This window comes from Akkermansia massiliensis (genome assembly GCF_018847375.1).
Taxonomy (GTDB): Bacteria; Verrucomicrobiota; Verrucomicrobiia; order Verrucomicrobiales; family Akkermansiaceae; genus Akkermansia; species Akkermansia massiliensis.
This window is the reverse complement of the sequence record NZ_CP072036.1, coordinates 315,459-333,089: the sequence shown is the minus strand read 5'-3', so window position 1 is coordinate 333,089 and position 17,631 is coordinate 315,459. Positions and strand designations below refer to the sequence as shown.

The following is a 17,631-nucleotide window of genomic DNA, read 5'->3' as shown; positions in this document are numbered from 1 at the left end:
GCCACACACACAACAACCCTTAAAAAATCCCCCTCAAAGCCCCCCAAGGGCTCCCGGGCAGGCAGGATGAAGAGAAAAAAAGCCCTCTTCCCCCTGAAGCCCGGTGGCCAGAGCGCAGTGGTCCCACCCGGTCCCGTTCCGAACCCGGAAGTGAAACGCTGCCGCGCCAATGGTAGTCGGACGATAGGTCCCGCAAGAGTAGGTCGCCGCCGGGATTTTTTTTCATCAGGCCCCGCCAGTTCCTCAACTGGCGGGGCTTGTTCGTTTTCTTGATGGCGCGATCTTCCTTCCTCCGGCTAAGTGGAACATTTGGTACATGCCGCCTGTCCGAGCCGTCGCGCCTTTGCCTCCTCCAAGCTCTTCGGTAGAAAATCAATAAGGGGGGCTATCCAGCTTTTCCCGCCATTGCATTACTCCTTGAAAGACACCGCGGATTTTGCATGTATAGTTGGTGCTATGCTTTCACATGCTTTTGCAGTCGGTTCGGTTCTGGGAACGGTCATGTCCCCGCTTGTTTGCGTCTCTGCCGCGGAAATGTCTCCCGTAGCGGCTGCTGAAGGCGTGGTGGCTCGTGTGACTCCATCTGCAAAAGGCGCCGTTTCGTTCCGCTTGAATCCGGCCATGGGCAACAAGATTACTATTTCTGGCGCTCCCGGAGGCATCCGGGTGGAAGCATCTGACGTGCGCCGCCTGGTAGCGGGGTACGGTTGGTATCTGAAAAATATTGCCAAGGTGCATTTTTCATGGAACGGAGACCGTCTGACGCTTCCCTCTCCGTTGCCTGCTCCGTCCACCCCTGTCACGATTGAGTCCCCGTGGAATACCGTTTTTGCGTATAATTACTGCACGCTGTCCTATACGGCGGCTTTCTGGGACTGGAACCGCTGGCAGCGTGAGATTGATTTTCTGGCTCTGAGCGGGTTTACGCACGCGCTGGTGACGGCAGGCCTGGAGAAGACCTGGGAGGATTTCCTCATTGGCCTGGGGTATCCCCGTGAAAAGGCTCTCCGCTTCATCCCCAATCCCGCTTTTGCCGCCTGGTGGAATATGGGCAACCTGGAAGGACACGGAGGACCGTTGACCCAGCAGCAGATTGACAGGATGGCGCAGATGGGTAGGCGCATCGTGTCCCGCATGGAGCAGTTGGGCATGACTCCCGTCCTTCAGGGTTATGTGGGGTTTGTTCCTGCGGATTTTGCGGAGAACGTGCAGATGAAGGGGCTGAAGCTTATTCCGCAGGGGGAATGGGTCAATTTCAAAAGGCCGTGGGTTGTGGACCCCACTTGCGAGGCTTTTCCGAAGCTGGCCGCGGGCTGGTACAAAGCTCTCCGCAAGGTATACGGCATTTCCGGAAAGATGTTCGGCGGGGATTTGTTCCATGAAGGCGGCAGCAAGGGCGACATTAACGTGACGCGCGCGGCGCAGGCGGTTCAGGGCGCCATGCAGAAGGCTTCACCGGGTTCTTCCTGGGTGATCCAGGCCTGGGGGGGCAATCCTTCCCGCGAGCTGCTGGCCGGTACGGACCCTAGGCATGCTCTTGTGCTGCAGCTCACCAAGGACATGGCTGGCGGCGGGAAGAATTTGAGGACTTTTGACGGTATTCCCTGGGTCTGGTGCGAGCTGGCCAATTTCGGCGGCAATACGGGACTATACGGCGGGGTTCCCCTTCTGTCCCGGCTGGGGAGTGATTTGGTCGGCTACAGGGACAAGGGCCTGGTGGGAATGGGCACCTTGTCCGAAGGGCTGGAAACGAATCCCCTGCATTACGCCCTCTTCAGCGACCGTTTATGGACGGCGGAGGATATTCCCGTCCGGGACTGGCTCAAGAAGTATGCTCGCCAGCGTTACGGCGCCGCTCCGGCAGCGGTCGTGCGGGCTTTGGAAGTCCTGACTTCCTCCATTTACAATCCCGCCCGTTCGCAGGAGGGGTGTACGGAGTCCATTATCTGCGCCCGCCCGTCCTGGGACGTCCGCAAGGCTTCCACGTGGTCCAGCGGAGAGAGGTATTACCATCTGGGAGACATCGTTAAAGCGGCCCGCGGTTATTTGAAGGCGGCCAATGACCAGCCATCCCTGGTGAAGGAGGAGACCTTCCGCTATGATTTGGTGGATGTCGTCCGCCAGGTGCTCGCGGACGCCGCTTTTTACCAGCTCCAGCGGGTCAGGAGCGCTTTTGACGCCGGAGACGTACCTGCCTACAGGAAGCAGGTGAAGCTTTTCCTGTCCCTGGTTTCGGATATGGACGCCCTCCTGGCGACGGACAGCCAGTTCCTGCTGGGAACCTGGCAGAAGAAGGCGCTGGATTGGGGGAGCACCCGGCAGGAGAAGGCCTTGATGGACAAGTCCGCCAAGATGCTTATTACCACGTGGATTGACCAGGCTCCCCGCGCGCTGAATGATTATTCCAACCGCCAGTGGGCCGGGCTTGTGGCCGATTTTTATCTGCCCCGCTGGAAGAATTTTTTTGAATCCCAGCTGGATGTGCTGACTGGAAAGAAGGACCGTGCCGCCGCCCAGGCCGCCTTCATGGATAAGACGGTCCGGGAGGAACTGGCCTTTGCCGGAAATGGAAAGGTGTATTCCACGAAGCCGTCCGGGGATGCTCTGGCCGTCGCCAACCGCGTGATGAATGCCCACCGGGAAATGCTGGACGCCCTGAGCGCGGAAGAAAGACATTCCACGGGAACTCCGTGGGACCTCCAACAGGGATCCCCGTTGCAGTTCAACGTGACGGACCAGGTAACCGGACCAGGCACGTACACCGCCACCTTCCAGTGGAAGAACGGCCCCAGCGCCCTGAAGATTCATTCCGTCAAATTGTACGAGGGGAACAGGGAGGTGGCCGCAGATACCCATGAAGGCTGGACCGGCGTGGAGAATAAGGATAATTCCTACAGGCTTGATCTGAAGAAGTACCGCACAAACCTTGATTCCTATACCTTGAAGGCGGAGGTGAGCGGCGTTTCCGAAGGGGATTCCAAGGGTGAAATGACGTTGAAGAAGGAAGCCCGCTGACGCGATGCCGACCCTGGGCCGGATCTCCGAAATATGCTTTTTTCCGGAGAACCGGAGTCCGTCAAGATATTTAGCGTGCCGCCTGGTAAATGCTGAACATCAGGATGGCCATGCCCGTCAGGGCCGCGCCGGCAATGATGCCGGAAGCGGTGGGGATTTTATATTCCTTGGATTTGGCCTTGAAAAAGCGGTCCGCGGCCCAGCCGAGCACGGCCCCTGCAAAGAAGAGGAAGGAGTCGTTCCACTGGATGGCCCAGGCCAGCCCGAAGCCGATGGGGGTGGGGAGCCATTTGCCTGCGGCGGGAAGGTAGCGGGGGACAAGCACCAGAATGAGGCCGAGGATGCCGCCCGCGATGATGGAAAGAACCTTGATGCTGTGCAAGTGGCTGAACCCCATGCCCAGCGCTTCCGCCGTGGCCGCCCATGTTCTGGCTCCAGGAGCATTGAAGGCCTGAAGCGCGTCCACGTCCGGGACCATGGAGCGGAAGGCCAGCACGGAGACGAGGGTTCCCAGGAAGATTCCGGAGAACTGGGCGATGAATTGCTTGCGGGGATTGGCTCCCAGCAGGTAGCCCACCTTGAGGTCCACGAGCAGGTCTGCCGAAGAACTGGATGCTCCGGAGGTGATGTTGGCCGCCATCAGGTTGGCCGTCACGTGTCCCGGCGCGATTCCGCCGAAGATGAGCTGCGTGACTTTCCCCATGGCTCCGGTAGGCGTGATGTTGGCTTCCCCGGTGATCCGGCAGACGACCAGCGCCAGGAAGAAGGAGATGATTACCGCAATGCAGCTCATCCAGTACGGAACGTCAAAGGTGACGTACGCCAGGTAGCCGAGAGCCCCCAGGGAGACGAGCTGGCCTGCCAGGAACCAGCTCATGGGCGTTTCTATTTTTTCCACGTCCGTCAGCTCCCGCCTTTTAGTCAGGGAGAACATGGCGCCCAGGGAGGAGAAGGAGCGGACGATGCTTTTCCATTGGAACAGGAAGGCCACGATGCTGGCGACGACCATGCAGGCGGTTCCTCCCCACAGGGTCCAGCCCACGCTGTCCCGGTAGCCCGCTCCCGCGGGAAGCAGTCCCTGGCTTTCCAGCCACGGTACGTAGAGAGCCCAGCAGACTGTACCGCCGATGAAGAGGCTGAGGGAAGTTTTCATGCCTACCAGCGCGCCCGCGCCCACGAACATGAGGTCCCATTTGAAGAAGATGGTGCGCTGGTACCAGTTGCCCAGGATTTGCTGCTGGGCGGTGCCCAGCCATTGTTCCCCTCCCGCCGCCATGGCGATGGCGTTGGCGGAGGCGAAGAGGGCGGAGTAAAGAAGGGCTTTGGCCTGTCCAGCCGCCTTTTTGCCTTCTGAATAGAGCACCTTGAGGGTTTCCGCCGTGGCGATGCTGTCCGGGAACCTGATTTGCTCAATGTTGATCATCTGGCGCTTCATCGGAATGGCCATGGTGACGCCCAGCACGGCAATGAAGAATATCCAGGCGAAGGTGACGCCCAGCGGCATGTGCTGCCCCGTCAGCAGGAGCAGGGCGGCCACGGCGGAGGTGAGCGTGCCTCCCGTGGAGTAGCCCGCGGAGCTGGCGGCGGACTGCATGCACGTGTTTTCCAGAATGGTCATGGGGGATTTGGAGATGCCCAGGCGCACGAAGGCGTTCCACAGGGCAAAGGAGATGATGCCCGCCGTCAGGGCCACCCCGAAGGACCATCCCATCTTAAGGTTGGCGTACAGGTTGGTAAGGGAGAGGATGGAGCCGAGGAGCATTCCTACGATGACGGCTCTCCAGGTAAGCTGCTTCATTCTGTCTCCGGAGCCCAGGTAGACACGGTCATACCATTGCTGTTCGATTTCATCCGGCGTGCCCTGGAAGCCGTCCAGGGGCAGCGGCTTTTCCAGGCAGGAGAGAGGAGCGGGGGAAGACTGGGATTCCGTAGGTGCCATACGGGCCGGAACATAGCATGTGCGGGCGCGGTGGAAAAGCCGTATCTGCCTTTTCCTTTCCTCCGGAACGCCCCCCGCTTGGGGCTTGCCTGCCCGTGGAGCCCGTGGTTTAATGAACGGCATGAGCCAATCTTTTACGGATAAACTTGCCGCCCGCATCAGAAAGACCGGTTCCGCCCTGTGCGTGGGGCTGGACCCGCGCCCCGTCATGGATGATTTGCAGTCGGTTCCTTCCCTGTTGAGGAAGGTCGTGGAAGAAACCGCTCCGTATGCGGCGGCGTTCAAGCCGAATATCGCCTATTTTGAGGCCATGGGCCTGCGCGGCCTGGAAATGCTGGAGGAGTTGCTCCCGGATATGCCGGAGGATGTGCCCGTGGTGCTGGACGCCAAGCGCGGCGACATCGGGGAGACGCAGAAGTATTATGCGCAGGCGTATTTTGAACGCCTGGGCGTGGATGCCGTCACATTGAGCCCCTTCATGGGTTATGATACGCTGGAGCCTTTTCTGAATTATGAAGGGAAGGGCATTTATCTGCTGGCGGTCACTTCCAATCCCGGTTCCGCGGACGTGGAGAGGCAGGAGCTGGCCGACGGCCGCAGGGTTTATGAACTGGTGGGGGACATGGTGCGCCGTTCCATGCAGGAAGGGCGCAAAACTTCCGTAGGCATGGTGGTGGGGCTGACCAATGCGGATTCCTCCATTCTGGAGCGCATTCCGGACGCTCCCCTGCTGATTCCCGGTCTGGGAGCCCAGGGCGGCGATCTTTCCAGCCTGAGCGGTTCCGGCCATGCGGCCCCCCCCCTGATTAACGTGTCCCGCGGCATCATGTACCAGAATCCGGAGCTTGGCTTTGCGGAAAAGGCCGGCAGATTCGCCCAGAGCATCCGGGAGGCATTGGGTTATTGATGTCCATGCGTTTTTCCGGCAGATAACAAAATGATAACGGGCTGCTTATGGCGGTGCAGGCGCTTGTCAAAGGGAAGGGCGCTGGTATATTGAACGGGCACTGCCCTTCTCCCTGCCCGTTTTTATGGATGAAAAGCCCGGAATTGTAAGATTCACGCCCCGTTCCACTTCCAAGTCCGCCATGCTGATTGCGGTGGCGGTGGCCGTGGGCGTTCAGGTGGCTTTGTGCGCCGTGCTGGTAGCCATTCATTTTCAGGAGCTGTGGCTGCCCGCCGTGCAGAACGGGGAGGTGGAAATGGAGTTTGTGCCTCCTTCCGAGGAGGTTCTTCAGGAGCTGGCGGAAGTTCAGCCCGTGCCCGTAGAGCCGGTCGCGGCCCCTTCCACGGTCAGCCCCGTTCCGGAAATTTCCGCAGATGAAGACCTGCTTGCGATGAAGCTGCCGGAGAATGAGGATTGTTCCGACATGAAGGATTTTCTTCCGGAGGAGACTCCCACGGAGTATTTGCCGGAGGAGCTTTCCAGCATGCGGATTTCCATGAGGGAGGTAAAGCCCAGGCGTCCCGTGAAGACTCCGGCGGTTTCCCTGCCGGGGCAGCCTAGCCCGGATGAGAACGTGACTCCTGATAAAAAGGTGCGTTATAAACATGCTCCGTCCTTGCCCAATTCCGTCAATTCTTCTAGAGTCGGGAAGGTGAATGCCGTGGTGAAAGTAGTGGTGGGTGTGAATCCCCGTGGCGAACCTTCATCCGTCAATCTCCTTCAATCAACGGGAAATGCGGAACTGGACCGTCTTTTCATGCGCTGGGTGAAAGAGAATTGGACTTTCTATCCGGCAGAAAAAGACGGCGCGCCCATTGCTTCCAAGGTGGTGGTGCCCGTCAGGTTGAATATAGATTAACCTGCGCAGGAGATAAGAGAGATGCTTCCGGAGAAAATAGAGAAAAGGCCCATTTACGTGATCGGCCACCAGAATCCGGATACGGATGCCATTTGTTCCGCCATAGGGAATGCGGAGTTTTTAAGAACCCATGGCGAACCTGACGCGGTTGCCGCCAGATGCGGGGAGATGACGCTGAGGACATCCTGGGTGCTGGAAAAAGCCGGGGTGCCGGAACCGGTGCTGATTCATGACGTGACGCCTACCGCGGGAACCATCTGCCGCCGTGACGTGATCAGCGTGAGTCCGGACGACACGTTCCTGACGGCGTACCGCCGGATGACGGAGAACTCCCTTCAAACCATTCCGGTGATTGACGCGGACCACAATCTTTACGGCCTGCTGCGTTATTTTGATTTGCTGAGCCTGCTGATGCCCCTGAACATGACGGAGATGAATGTGCGCTCCGTTTTTTTCCAGCCTGAGCAACATTGCCACTACCATTGACGGCAAGTGCCTGACCGGGGAGACCCTGAGCGAGGAGGAAACGCAGAATATTCTTCTGGTGGGCGCTTCCAGCGAGCCGAGCGTCCGGACGAGGCTTGCCAATTACAAGAGAAAGGGCATCGTCCGCGATCTGATCGTTATCTGCGGGGACCGCCCGAATGTCCAGCTGTATGCCGTGGAGCACGGCGTGCGCGCTCTGGTGACCACGTCCGGGGCTTTCCCTTCCCTGGATATTATTGAGACGGCCCAGACGACGGGCACATGCATTTTAAGCACCCCGTGGGATACGGCCAGCGTGGGGCAGCTTATCCGCTGCTCCCGGAAGGTGAGGGAACAGGTCCACAAGGATTATACGGTTTTCCCGGAGAACATGCCGCTGCCCGAGTTGAGGCAGGCCGCCGTGAAGCGCAAGCAGGCGCTGTTCCCCGTGATGAGCATCAAGACGAACAAGATGATCGGCGTGCTGAGCAAGACGGATCTGGTGGATCCGCCCCGTACGCGCGTGGCCCTGGTGGACCACAATGAGTTTTCACAAGCCGTGAAGGGAGTGGAGGAAGCGGAAATCGTGGAGGTGATGGACCACCACCGCCTGGGCACCCAGCTTTCCACACGGGACCCGATCCGCTTCCTGAATGAACCCGTGGGCTCCACTTCCACCCTGGTGGCGCGCAGGTTTTACCACCGTGATGCGGAGCCTTCGCAGGCGGTGGCGATTTGCCTGTGCGCCGGGATTCTTTCAGATACGCTGAACCTGACGTCTCCCACGACGGCGCGGGCGGACCGGGAAATGCTGGAATGGCTGACCGGCATTGCCAGGATAGACGCCAAGAAGTTCACGGAGGAATTTTTTGCCACCGGTTCTCTGCTGCGTTCCAAAACGGCGCCCTGCGCGATTGTCCAGGCGGACAGGAAAACCTTTACCGAGTACGGGCACAAGATCAGCATTTCACAGATTGAGGAAATAGGCATGTTCGGCCTGAAGGAAGTTCAGGATGACCTGGTGAAGGAGCTTCAGAAGCTGGTGGAAGAGGAAGGATTGAAGCTGGCGTGCCTGTTGGTCACGGACATTGTCACGCATGATTCCATGCTGCTGGCCGTCGGGGATGAAGAGGTGCTGGAGCACATCGAGTACGAGCGGCTGGGCCCCAACTTGTTTTCCGCCGCCGATGTGGTCAGCCGCAAGAAGCAGCTTTTCCCGGCTATTTCCCGTGCGCTGAAAACCTTGTAGGTTTCCGGGGAAAATTCTTTCCCCGGAAAGTAAAAGCGCCTCCGTTTGGGGAGGCGGATGGAGAAGTTCTTTCTGCCGGAGCGGAATGGCGCGGCCGTGTGGAAAGGGGAATCAGGGCATGGCAATGTCTGCCAGGATGGAGCGGCGGACGGTGTCCGGTATCAGCACAGTGGCGGCTCGCTCGGGTTTGAGCGGCGGCGTGCAGAAAACACGGTCCAGGCGCAGCAGCGGGAAGTTGACAGGTTGAGTGGCTCCGTATCCGGCTCCCTTCAGTTTGAAGCAATCCTGAAAATCGGCGCTGAGCTTGGCGAAAATAGGGGATTGGGGCGCGGCGCTGAAGTTTCCGGCCAGGATGATGGGCAGTTCACCGTGCTGGCTTCCTACCTCCCGCAGGGTGTCAAACAGGTATTGAAGCTGTTTGCGGTGAATGAACCGGAGCGTGTGGAAGTATTTCCAGCAGGCGGGGGAGTACAAGTCAAAGCGGTGTTCAAAAGGCTCCAGGCTGATGTTGATGAGCCGTATCGCCAGGGAAGAATTTTCCGGTATCCAGTCCACGATGAGTCCGGCTGTGTCCGTGATGCTTTGGGCCGGACCAATCTGCCCGTGCCGCACGATGATGGCGCAGCTGCCTATCTGCTTGATGTAGGAAGTGCGTCCGAAAATGCTGTAGGCGAATTTGAGTGTCCGGTTGTGGTTGCTGCATCCCTGGATGAAGATGACGTCTGCGCGGAGTTTGGAGATTTGTTCAATGGGCGGATTTTCCACACAACCCCCGTACAGGGTGAGAACCCTGATTTGCCGGGCATCCGGAGCCGGCGGCATTTTGTAATACTCCATTCCCGTTCTGGAAATGGGAGGAAGAAAGTCCGTAATGACGATGCCGTACGCAAACCAGATAATGACGCCAAGCAGGCCTATCCGGGAACCGAAGACCAGCCATGCAATAAGCGCCGGGAAGGAGAAGATGAGGCAGCATGCCCAAGTGGGCAGTGACGTCATGAAGGCCATTGTGTCCGAACCGGTCCAGAAGATGGTGACGACGATGACCCACAGGCACAGAGAGACGCCGCCCAGCGCTATTCCCAGGTGGTTGACCCCGGATAACGCTGGCAGTGGTTCCGCCAGATGTTTGCGTCTTCTGAGCCGATGCACGGTGGTGGTAGGTTAAAGGCCCATGCCGGGAGGGAGGCTCATGCCGCCCGTCAGTTTTTTCATTTCCGCCGCCGCGGTTTCCTTGCCCTTGGCTATGGCGGCATTGATGGTTTGCAGGAGCAGGTCCTGGAGGAATTCTGAATCGGACGGGTCGATGATGGAGGGATCAATCACCAGCTCCGTGAGGTTTCCGTCACAGGTGGCGGTGACTTTCAGCTTGCCGCCCGCCCCTTCCGTGGCAACGGTCTGGGAGGCCAGCTTTTCCTGGGCGGCGGCAAGTCCGGCCTGCATTTGCTGGACCTGCTTCATCATTTTCATCATGTTCATGGCTGTCGTATTTGGAAGTATGGGTTGATGTTGTTTATTGGGAAATGATGCGGGCGCGGAAGATCTCCATGGCGGCGTCAATCAGGGGGTCCGTATAGTAGGAATTATCTTCATCTTTCTCCCTGGCGGGTTCCTGAACGGCTGCGGCGGGTTTTTCCCGCGGCGCCTGGGGTTTGGGAGAAGGTGCGGAGGCCGCGGGGGGGGGAGGCGCCGGCAGCGGGGCCAGTTCTTCCTGAACCGGCTCCGGCACGGAGGAATCCTGGCGGATGGAAATGGTGACGGGGACTCCGCCGCGTTGGGAAAGGTCCGCTTCCAGGGCCGCCCGCAGGGGGCCGGATCCGAGGCTGTCCATTCCCTGATGGTCGGAGGGATGAAAGGAGATGGCGACGAATGCGCCGTCATGGCCGGAGAAAACGCTGTTGGCCAGAAAGTCCGCCTGGAGGGGGAAGTTGGCGGCGGCACGTTCCAGCGCCGCTTTCCAGTCCTCCTCCGTGATGGTTCTTCCGGATTGCGGGGCAGGGGCTTCCGGTTCCTCTTTTACCATGGGAGCAGGGGTGCGGGAAGGAGCGCTTGCCGTGTCGAACAGGTTGTCAAAGAAGCTGCTGGTGCGCCTTTCCGGCGGGAGGTTTTCCTCAGGGTCCATGAAAGTGGGTTCCGGAGAATCCGGAGGAGCCACCGGGGCATCGGAGATGGCAGAGGCGGGACGTTGAGGCTCTTCCGGGGTGTCGGAAGTGGGCTCCGGCCGCGGTTCAGGTGCGGAACAGGAAGGCTCTTCCTGCGGAATGGCGGGGGAGGGGGCTTTTGCAGCAGTTACGGGAGGTTCCGGCGCGGGATCAGTGGGCTGCGGTTCGGGTTTTTCTGCGGGAGCCGGGGCTGGTTGCGCACTGGCAGGTTCGCTCGCCTGTACCGCGGGAGCCGGGAATGGGTTGGCCGGGGAAAAGTCCGGAACCGGGTCCATCAGGTGTTCTTCCGGAGCGGGCTCCGGTTTTTCCGCAGGAAGGGGCGGCTGGGCGTTTGCCGGAGGCTCCGGCGCAGGGACCGGAGCGGCGGGCGCGGGCATCTCCTGTTCCTGGCGCGGAGCGGGCGCCGGAGAGGAGGATGGGACGGAGGATGCCAGGGGGGCGCCTTCCAGCGCCATGATAATATCGCTGATGCTGGCTTCCGCGAGAGCGTGAACGGCCTTGATCAGGCCCATTTCCAGATGCAGCCTTTTGTTGGTGGACCAGCGCATCTTGTCTTCCGTTTCCGCCAGCACTTCCACCAGGCGCAGGATTTTGTCCGTCTGGGTGCGTTTGACGAGTTCGGAAAGTTCCTCCTTGGAGGATTCCGGCAGGGAATCGAAGCTGGCCTCCGGGTCAACCTTGGAGACCAGGATTTCACGCACGGCGGAGATGATTTCAGAGAGGAACTGGCCCATGTCTCTTCCAGCTTCCGCCTGTTCATGCAGGAGGTGCAGGAGGGAGGGGAGCTCCTTGTTCAGAATCAGCGCCAGCGCATGGGCTACGGTTTCCCGGGACGTGATGCCGAAGATGTGAAGCACCTGCTGTTCTTCAATGTGGTCTCCGCAGAAGGAAACAAGCTGGTCCAGCATGGATTGCGCGTCCCGCATGCCTCCGTCCGCCACCTTGGCGACGGCAAAGGCCGCTTCCCGGCTCAGGCTCACTCCTTCCGCAGAGGCGATGTGAAGCAGGTGTTCCGCAATGATTTCAGAGGGAATGGGGCGCAGGTCGAAGCGCTGGCAGCGCGACAGGATGGTCGGCAGAATCTTGTGGGGTTCCGTAGTCGCAAAAATGAATTTGACGTGGGGGGGCGGCTCCTCCAGCGTTTTCAGCAGGGCGTTGAAGGACTCCTTGGTGAGCATGTGCACTTCATCTATATAGACGATGCGGAAATTGCCCCTGCTGGGAGCGAATCGCACGTTGTCCCTCAGGTCACGGATGTGGTCGATGCCGCGGTTGGATGCGCCGTCTATTTCCAGGACGTCCAGGCTGCGCCCTTCCGCTATTTCCTCGCAGATGTCTTCGTGCGGGTCAAAGTCCACCCTGGGACCGCCGCTGCAATTCAGGGCTTTTGCAAAAATTCTGGCGGTAGATGTTTTTCCCGTTCCGCGGGGGCCTACAAAAAGGTAGGCGTGGGCGAGGCGGTTGTGCTCAATGGCGTTTTTCAACGTCTGGACGACATGATCCTGTCCAAGGACGTCATCGAATGTCAGAGGACGGTATTTTCTGGCAAAGACCTGGTAACTCACGGTTCAGAAAGACTAGAAGATGAGTCCGTGTTTGAAAAGAAAATAGAGCGTAATTGTTTTAAAATGTTGATAAGAGAACTCTTGCGGTATCCTGTTACGGAGCTTCCCTGAAAAAAATATCAAGAAAACAGTGAGGATGACATTTTGATGTTGAAATCTGAAAATGTTCATGCCAATCTCACAAAAGTAACAGGAACCTTCTCATCTCTATTATTTCCTATGTGGGTCAAAGTATCAATAGCAGCCTTGGTCATTGCTCTTCTCGGCGGAGCCATGTATTATCTTGATAACGAGGAAGCTCTAACCAAGGAGCGTAAGGAATGCGTCTCCCGTTATAAGAACCTGAACGGTCTTCGCGGCGAGTTTACGGAAGAAAAGACAAAATATGTCGACTTCCTGGTGAAGAATGAGGCTTTGACGAACGATATCAACGCCCTGACCAAGCAGAAGGACGAGCTGGAAGCCAAGAACCAGGAGCTGGCCGCCGCCAATGAGGCCAAGAAGACGGACCTCCAGGCGCAACAAACAGCCCTGGCGGAACTTCAGTCCAAGAGCAAGGACATGGAAAGTATCCAGGCCATTGCGGACAAGATCAAGGGACTGGAAGAAGAATCCAAGCAGCTGGAAGTAGTCAAGCAGGCGGAGCAGGGCAAGCATGACGCCATCGTTGCTGAAACGGAACAGCTTGTCGTGAACAATGCGGCCCTTCGCCAGCTCAAGGCGGACCAGGATGCGCACCTTTCCCCGCCCAATCTGAAAACGCGGGTTTCCCAGGTGATTAATGATTTCAATGTAGTTGTGATTGACGGCGGTGCTGCCGACCTGGGCGTAGTGCCCGGCTCCAAGCTGGCCGTGATGAGGGACGGCAACAAAATTGCCGAACTTGACGTAAGCGCTGTTGAATCCCGTGTTTCCACGGCCACCATTCTCCCCAGCACGGTAACCGCCGGCGAACGTGTTGAAGCCGGAGACGTCGTTGTATCCGTTCGTCCCTAGTCCTTTCCCGGTTCAATACACACCATACACTCTCACATACATACACAATGAAAACTGTCTTAGTAGTTTTATTGATTCTTGCAGCAGGTGCGGGCGCCTGGTTCTCCGGTCTCAGCGGCCTCTTCGGCGTCAACGGCCAGTATCAGGACTTCAAGGAGATGATCACCTACCGCAAGGTTCTGGACAAGGAAATCCGGAATTGGACGGGATTGCGCAATGACATGATCAAGAACCGCGGTCTGGCTGCGGAGGAAAACCTCAGCTTGACCTCCAACAAGGCCTCCGTGACCCAGCAGCGTGACGAACAGCTCTCCAAGGAAACGGAGCTGAAGGAAGAAGAAGTCCAGCTGAATGCGGACCTGTCCAAGATCAACAAGCAGATGGATGAGCTCAAGGCCAAGCTGAACGACTTCGGCGTTTCCAGCGTGCAGGAAATCCAGGCGAAGATGGAATCCATGGAAGCCTCCAACAAGAAGCTTCAGGAAGACATTGACCAGATCAAGAGCGCTACGGAAGTGGCCGCCAAGAAGCGTGCCGAGCAGGCTACCGAGCTGGCCGGACGCCAGAAGGAACAGGCCGAATACCGCGCCGCCCTCGCCAAGAATGGAGATGAATATCCCGTTCTGTCCGTGGACCCGCAGTGGGGCTTTGTGGTGATTGGCGCCGGGCAGGGCAGCAACATTGATCCGAATACGGTTCTGCTCGTTACCCGTGACGGCCGCAGCATCGGCAAACTGAAGGTGACCTCCCTGGAAAAGAACCAGACGGTGGCTGACATCGTCAAGGACAGCGTGCCCGCCGGCATGAGCATCCAGCCCGGCGACATGGTGCAGCTTCTGCGTCCGTTGCAGTCCGCCAAATAAGGTTTCTGCCGCGTATTTTCCTTGAACCCCGCTGTGCCCTCCGGCATAGTGGGGTTCAACTTTTTAAAAGGAAATGATGAAACGATTCACAGCCTCCCTTTTGCTTACGTCTTTCTCCCTTCTTCTGGTCTCTTCCTGCTCCTGGCTGATGGAGCCGAAGGAACGGGAGCGTGTTCCGCAGCCGCCCCCCGGCCCGGAAAAGAGCGCTCTTCCCCATAACAAGACCCAGAGATTTGAAGCGGAAGCTACGCTGGGACCGCTGGCTTCGCCAAGACGTTAAAGGCGTTCAAATAACGGTTGGCGGTGATTCTGTTCTTTACAGCATCCCGCAAACCGGATACAAACGCTCCCGATTTCCAAGCGGAGAGATGGCTGAGCTGGTCTAAGGCACTCGACTCGAAATCGAACGTGGGCTTTAAAACCCACCGTGGGTTCGAATCCCACTCTCTCCGCCAGTTTTTTTTAAGAGAAAGCCCGTCGCAAGACGGGTTTTTTGTTTTTATCAGGCGTCGTTCCGGAAGAAAATTCGCGGGAACGGTTGTTTAATGATAGAGAGGGAGGCCCTTGTCGGCTTCCCGGAGCCGGTCTCCGTTGGGGTGGTTATAGCTGTAATAGTTTCTGCGAACAGTTTCGGTAGGTTTTCCGATGATCACGTGGTCCAGGAACCGGACGCCCAATAGCTTGGCGCATTCCCGCACGCGTTCGGTCAGGAGGTCGTCCGGGCGGCTGGGAGCCGGGTTCCCGCTGGGATGGTTGTGCGCCAGGACGAAGCCGTAGGCATTGTGGATGACGGCGGGACGCAGAATGTCGCGCGGATGGGCGATGGATTCGTTCAGGGTGCCGCTGGAAATTTCCACGGGTTTGATGAGGCGGCTTTTGGTATCCAGCAGCAGGACGAGTACCGTCTCCTTGTCTTTCCAGCGCATGGCTGTTACCAGGTAGTCATAGACGTCTTCCGGCGTCTGGATGGGTTGCCGGGCCAGCGTTTCCCGGAGAGCCCGCGCCCCCAGTTCAAAGGCGGCGCTCAGCGTGGCCGCTTTCGCCATGCCTATTCCCTTGCAGATGTCCGCTATTTCTGCGGCCTCCATGTGGGCCAGGGCGTCCAGAGAGCCTGCCGACTGGATCAGGTCCGAGGACATGTCCAGCACGTTTTTTCCTTTGATGCCCATCCGCAGGAAGATGGCGAGCAGTTCCGCATTGCTGAGGCTGTGCCTTCCCTGGCGGAGCAGCTTTTCCCGCGGCAGGGATTGGAAGGGAAGATCCTGGAGTTTTCGGTAGGCCATTTTAGTAACAGAGACGTGCGGTGGAAAGAATGGCGGCGGGCAGATGGCGCAGCGTGTCTCCCGCCGTCAGTGTCTGCTGGGTGGAATCTCCGGCGGAGATGGCTATTTCAGAAGCTCGCCCGCAGAGATAGGTTCCCAGAACGGCGGAGACCAGCAGGGATTCCCCCTGGGCCATGAATCCGCCGCAGACGCCTGCCAGCACGTCTCCCTGGCCGGCGGTAGCCATGCCGGGGCCTCCGGTGATGTTGTAGAAGAGAGGTTTTCCCCGCTGGGTGACGATGGTGCGGGCCCCTTTGTAAATCAGGGCCGCTTCATGCTCCGCCAGGAAGCAGTCTGCGATGTCCGCCCGGATGGCGCAGTTGTCCGCGTCCGGCAGCAGACGGCGGATTTCCCCATGGTGGGGTGTCGCCAGAATATGTTCTCCCAGGCTCCATTGCATGGCGGCGGCCAGATTAAGGCCGTCCGCATCCAGGACGGTGGGAGTGCCGGTTTCCAGAATGAGGCGGATGGCTTCCGCGTCTTCCTCCGATACGGAGCCGATGCCGGGGCCAATGAGAAAGGCGCTGAACGTCCGGATGGAGACGTCCGCATAACTGTCCACGGGTTTGACCATGATTTCCGGCGGCATGGACGGCGCTATGAGGGGATAGACGTTCCGGTGGACGTGGAGCGTCACCAGTCCGGCTCCGGCCCGGAGGGCGGCTTCACAGCAGAGCCTGGCAGCGCCCAGCATTCCTTCCGATCCGGCAATGACGCCGATGTGCCCGCGTTTGTTCTTATAGTCCGTATAGGGTCTTGCAGAGAGGAATTTAGTGAGCCGGGAGGAGGTGATGAGTTCCGTGGCGGGAAGCGCCTGCACATGGAGGCCGGGAAGGTCGATGCAGGCCAGGCGCCCCGCATGCAGGGTGGCGTCGTCATCCAGCAGCCCCTGCTTGACCGCTCCTATGCACATCGTGAAATCCGCCTCTACGGCATTTTCCTGGGGCATCCCCGTATCCGGGTCAACTCCGGTGGGAAGGTCGATCGCCACCGTGCGCACGGCTCCGCAGCGGTCCCGCAGGTAGTTCATTTCCGCGCAGAGGGCGGAGATTTCCTTGCGGAGCAGCCCTTTTGCTCCAATGCCCAGCAGGCCGTCCAGCAGAATCATGGGCTTACCCGTACGGGGCAGCGGCGCTTCCTGGTATTCCTGGGGCGGAGGAGATATTTCCGCGAGCTGCCGCGCGGGCAGTTCCCCCCATTCCGCGCGCGGGTAGGCGGCGCGGAAACCTGTTTCCCATCCATGCTGTTTCAGGATATTGAGGACGGTGAGGGCGTCTCCGCCGTTGTTGCCTTTCCCCACGTAGGCTATGCATAACCCGGGGACGGGAAAGAACTGCGTGACGGCTTCCGCAATGCCGGCGGAAGCCAGCTTCATGAGGGTTCTGGCCGGAGTTCCGTTGATGATGAGCTCGCGTTCCGCGATCTGCATATTTTCCGTGGAGCAAACTTTCATGGCGCGCTGATGGGGTCAGTGTGCACTGTACGTTAAAAAACCTTCTCCTGCAAGCCGGAGAAGGTTTTTCGCAAAAGGAGTGAATCCGGGGGCGGTTAACCGATGCGGAACGTGATGCGCGCCTTGGTCATGTCGTAGGGGGACATTTCCATGCGCACCTTGTCGCCCACAACGATTTTGATGAAGCGCTTGCGCATCTTGCCGGAAATGTGGGCCAGCACTTCGTGCCCGTTGGGCAGGCGCACCTTGAACATGGTGCCCGCCAGCACGGCGCAGATGGTGCCTTCCACTTCAATTTCGCTTTCGGAGTTTTCTTCCTTGGGGGCCGATTTGCTGAAATGCCTCCTGCCCTTGGTGTGGCGGCCCCCGCCTCCCTGCGGGCGCGGCCGGTTGGGTCCGCCTCCGGGGCGTGGTCCTCCGCCAGTTCTGGCGCCTCCCGGGCCAGCGGACTGTCCGGCCGGGCGTGCCGGGCCGGTGCCACTCCCGGCAGGCCGGGGCTGTCCGGGACGGCTGGCGTTGCCGGCCGGTCTTGTGCTGCTGCCTGCCGGCCTGGGGCCGGGGCGGGAATTCTGACCGCCGCTGGGGCGGTTGCTGGGTCTTGGATTCGGGCTGATAGGATTCTCCTTGTAAGGTTAAAATGAACGCGCGTGTACGAATTTTCGCGCAGGCGAATAATAGGCCATATTTCCACGAGGGCAAGTCCTGAATGTGGAAACGCCGCAATTAAGCCGCGATTCTGCGGAAGGGACGGAAAAAAGGCCGCAAAAGGGGAGTAAAAGAGAAAAAGTATTTGACAT

General features: G+C 58.9%; 15 protein-coding genes, 1 tRNA gene and 1 rRNA gene. 10 read left to right on the top strand and 7 right to left on the bottom strand.

The annotated features are described in order from the left end of the window. Window positions 1-99 precede the first annotated feature (99 nt). Together rrf and J5W70_RS01395 are read left to right on the top strand one after the other, a co-directional pair. A 5S ribosomal RNA gene (gene rrf, locus J5W70_RS01400) occupies window positions 100-215 on the top strand. Window positions 216-501: 286 nt separating this feature from the next. Then, window positions 502-3,015: an alpha-N-acetylglucosaminidase gene (locus J5W70_RS01395; RefSeq protein ID WP_022395977.1), complete on the top strand. Its 2,514-nt coding sequence runs from the start codon at window positions 502-504 to the stop codon at window positions 3,013-3,015. Between the two features lie 70 nt (window positions 3,016-3,085). Here the strand turns inward: J5W70_RS01395 and J5W70_RS01390 are convergent, their stop codons facing one another. Beyond that, window positions 3,086-4,954: an OPT family oligopeptide transporter gene (locus tag J5W70_RS01390; protein WP_022395976.1), complete on the bottom strand. Its 1,869-nt coding sequence runs from the start codon at window positions 4,952-4,954 to the stop codon at window positions 3,086-3,088. A gap of 121 nt (window positions 4,955-5,075) precedes the next feature. On the opposite strand from J5W70_RS01390, the gene pyrF reads away from it, so the two are divergent. From pyrF to J5W70_RS01370, 4 genes are all read left to right on the top strand, one after another. Further along, window positions 5,076-5,861, top strand: coding sequence for an orotidine-5'-phosphate decarboxylase (gene pyrF, locus J5W70_RS01385; protein WP_240454291.1), 786 nt, complete (start codon window positions 5,076-5,078; stop codon window positions 5,859-5,861). 124 nt (window positions 5,862-5,985) lie between these two features. Beyond that, complete coding sequence (locus J5W70_RS01380; protein ID WP_022395974.1) at window positions 5,986-6,759, top strand: energy transducer TonB; 774 nt, start codon at window positions 5,986-5,988, stop codon at window positions 6,757-6,759. 21 nt (window positions 6,760-6,780) lie between these two features. Next, window positions 6,781-7,245 (top strand): CBS domain-containing protein, encoded by a 465-nt coding sequence (locus J5W70_RS01375; RefSeq protein ID WP_215841930.1) that lies wholly within the window; start codon window positions 6,781-6,783, stop codon window positions 7,243-7,245. Further along, a complete protein-coding gene (locus tag J5W70_RS01370) occupies window positions 7,196-8,473 on the top strand; it encodes a putative manganese-dependent inorganic diphosphatase (RefSeq protein ID WP_215841929.1) in 1,278 nt (425 codons plus the stop codon). The genes J5W70_RS01375 and J5W70_RS01370 overlap by 50 nt, the downstream gene beginning before the upstream one ends. Window positions 8,474-8,584: 111 nt before the next feature. Here J5W70_RS01370 and J5W70_RS01365 read toward each other — a convergent pair whose 3' ends face one another. Genes J5W70_RS01365 through dnaX form a run of 3 tightly spaced genes read right to left on the bottom strand, consistent with a single transcriptional unit; the run spans window position 8,585 to window position 12,200 of the window. Then, the gene (locus J5W70_RS01365) at window positions 8,585-9,625 is read right to left on the bottom strand and encodes an endonuclease/exonuclease/phosphatase family protein (protein ID WP_022395972.1); all 1,041 of its coding nucleotides are present in this window, start codon (window positions 9,623-9,625) and stop codon (window positions 8,585-8,587) included. Window positions 9,626-9,637: 12 nt separating this feature from the next. Beyond that, on the bottom strand, window positions 9,638-9,952 hold the full coding sequence (locus tag J5W70_RS01360) for a YbaB/EbfC family nucleoid-associated protein (RefSeq protein WP_022395971.1): 315 nt from the start codon (window positions 9,950-9,952) through the stop codon (window positions 9,638-9,640). 34 nt (window positions 9,953-9,986) lie between these two features. Beyond that, window positions 9,987-12,200, bottom strand: coding sequence for a DNA polymerase III subunit gamma/tau (dnaX, locus tag J5W70_RS01355; RefSeq protein WP_022395970.1), 2,214 nt, complete (start codon window positions 12,198-12,200; stop codon window positions 9,987-9,989). 246 nt (window positions 12,201-12,446) lie between these two features. Here dnaX and J5W70_RS01350 point away from each other — a divergent pair, with 246 nt between their 5' ends. From J5W70_RS01350 to J5W70_RS01335, 4 genes are all read left to right on the top strand, one after another. Beyond that, window positions 12,447-13,196, top strand: coding sequence for a coiled-coil domain-containing protein (locus J5W70_RS01350; RefSeq protein WP_102722916.1), 750 nt, complete (start codon window positions 12,447-12,449; stop codon window positions 13,194-13,196). Window positions 13,197-13,243: 47 nt separating this feature from the next. Further along, the gene (locus tag J5W70_RS01345; protein ID WP_022395968.1) at window positions 13,244-14,059 is read left to right on the top strand and encodes a hypothetical protein; all 816 of its coding nucleotides are present in this window, start codon (window positions 13,244-13,246) and stop codon (window positions 14,057-14,059) included. Between the two features lie 73 nt (window positions 14,060-14,132). Then, the gene (locus J5W70_RS01340; protein ID WP_146018184.1) at window positions 14,133-14,339 is read left to right on the top strand and encodes a hypothetical protein; all 207 of its coding nucleotides are present in this window, start codon (window positions 14,133-14,135) and stop codon (window positions 14,337-14,339) included. Window positions 14,340-14,421: 82 nt separating this feature from the next. After that, a tRNA-Ser gene (locus tag J5W70_RS01335) sits at window positions 14,422-14,514 on the top strand. A gap of 87 nt (window positions 14,515-14,601) precedes the next feature. Here the strand turns inward: J5W70_RS01335 and radC are convergent. From radC to infA, 3 genes are all read right to left on the bottom strand, one after another. Continuing rightward, window positions 14,602-15,342, bottom strand: coding sequence for a RadC family protein (gene radC, locus J5W70_RS01330; protein ID WP_022395967.1), 741 nt, complete (start codon window positions 15,340-15,342; stop codon window positions 14,602-14,604). Window position 15,343: 1 nt separating this feature from the next. After that, entirely contained in the window at window positions 15,344-16,834 is a 1,491-nt protein-coding gene (locus J5W70_RS01325; protein WP_022395966.1) for a bifunctional ADP-dependent NAD(P)H-hydrate dehydratase/NAD(P)H-hydrate epimerase, read from the bottom strand. A gap of 95 nt (window positions 16,835-16,929) precedes the next feature. Beyond that, window positions 16,930-17,130, bottom strand: a complete 201-nt coding sequence (gene infA, locus J5W70_RS01320) for a translation initiation factor IF-1 (RefSeq protein WP_031930865.1) — start codon at window positions 17,128-17,130, stop codon at window positions 16,930-16,932. Window positions 17,131-17,631: the final 501 nt, after the last annotated feature.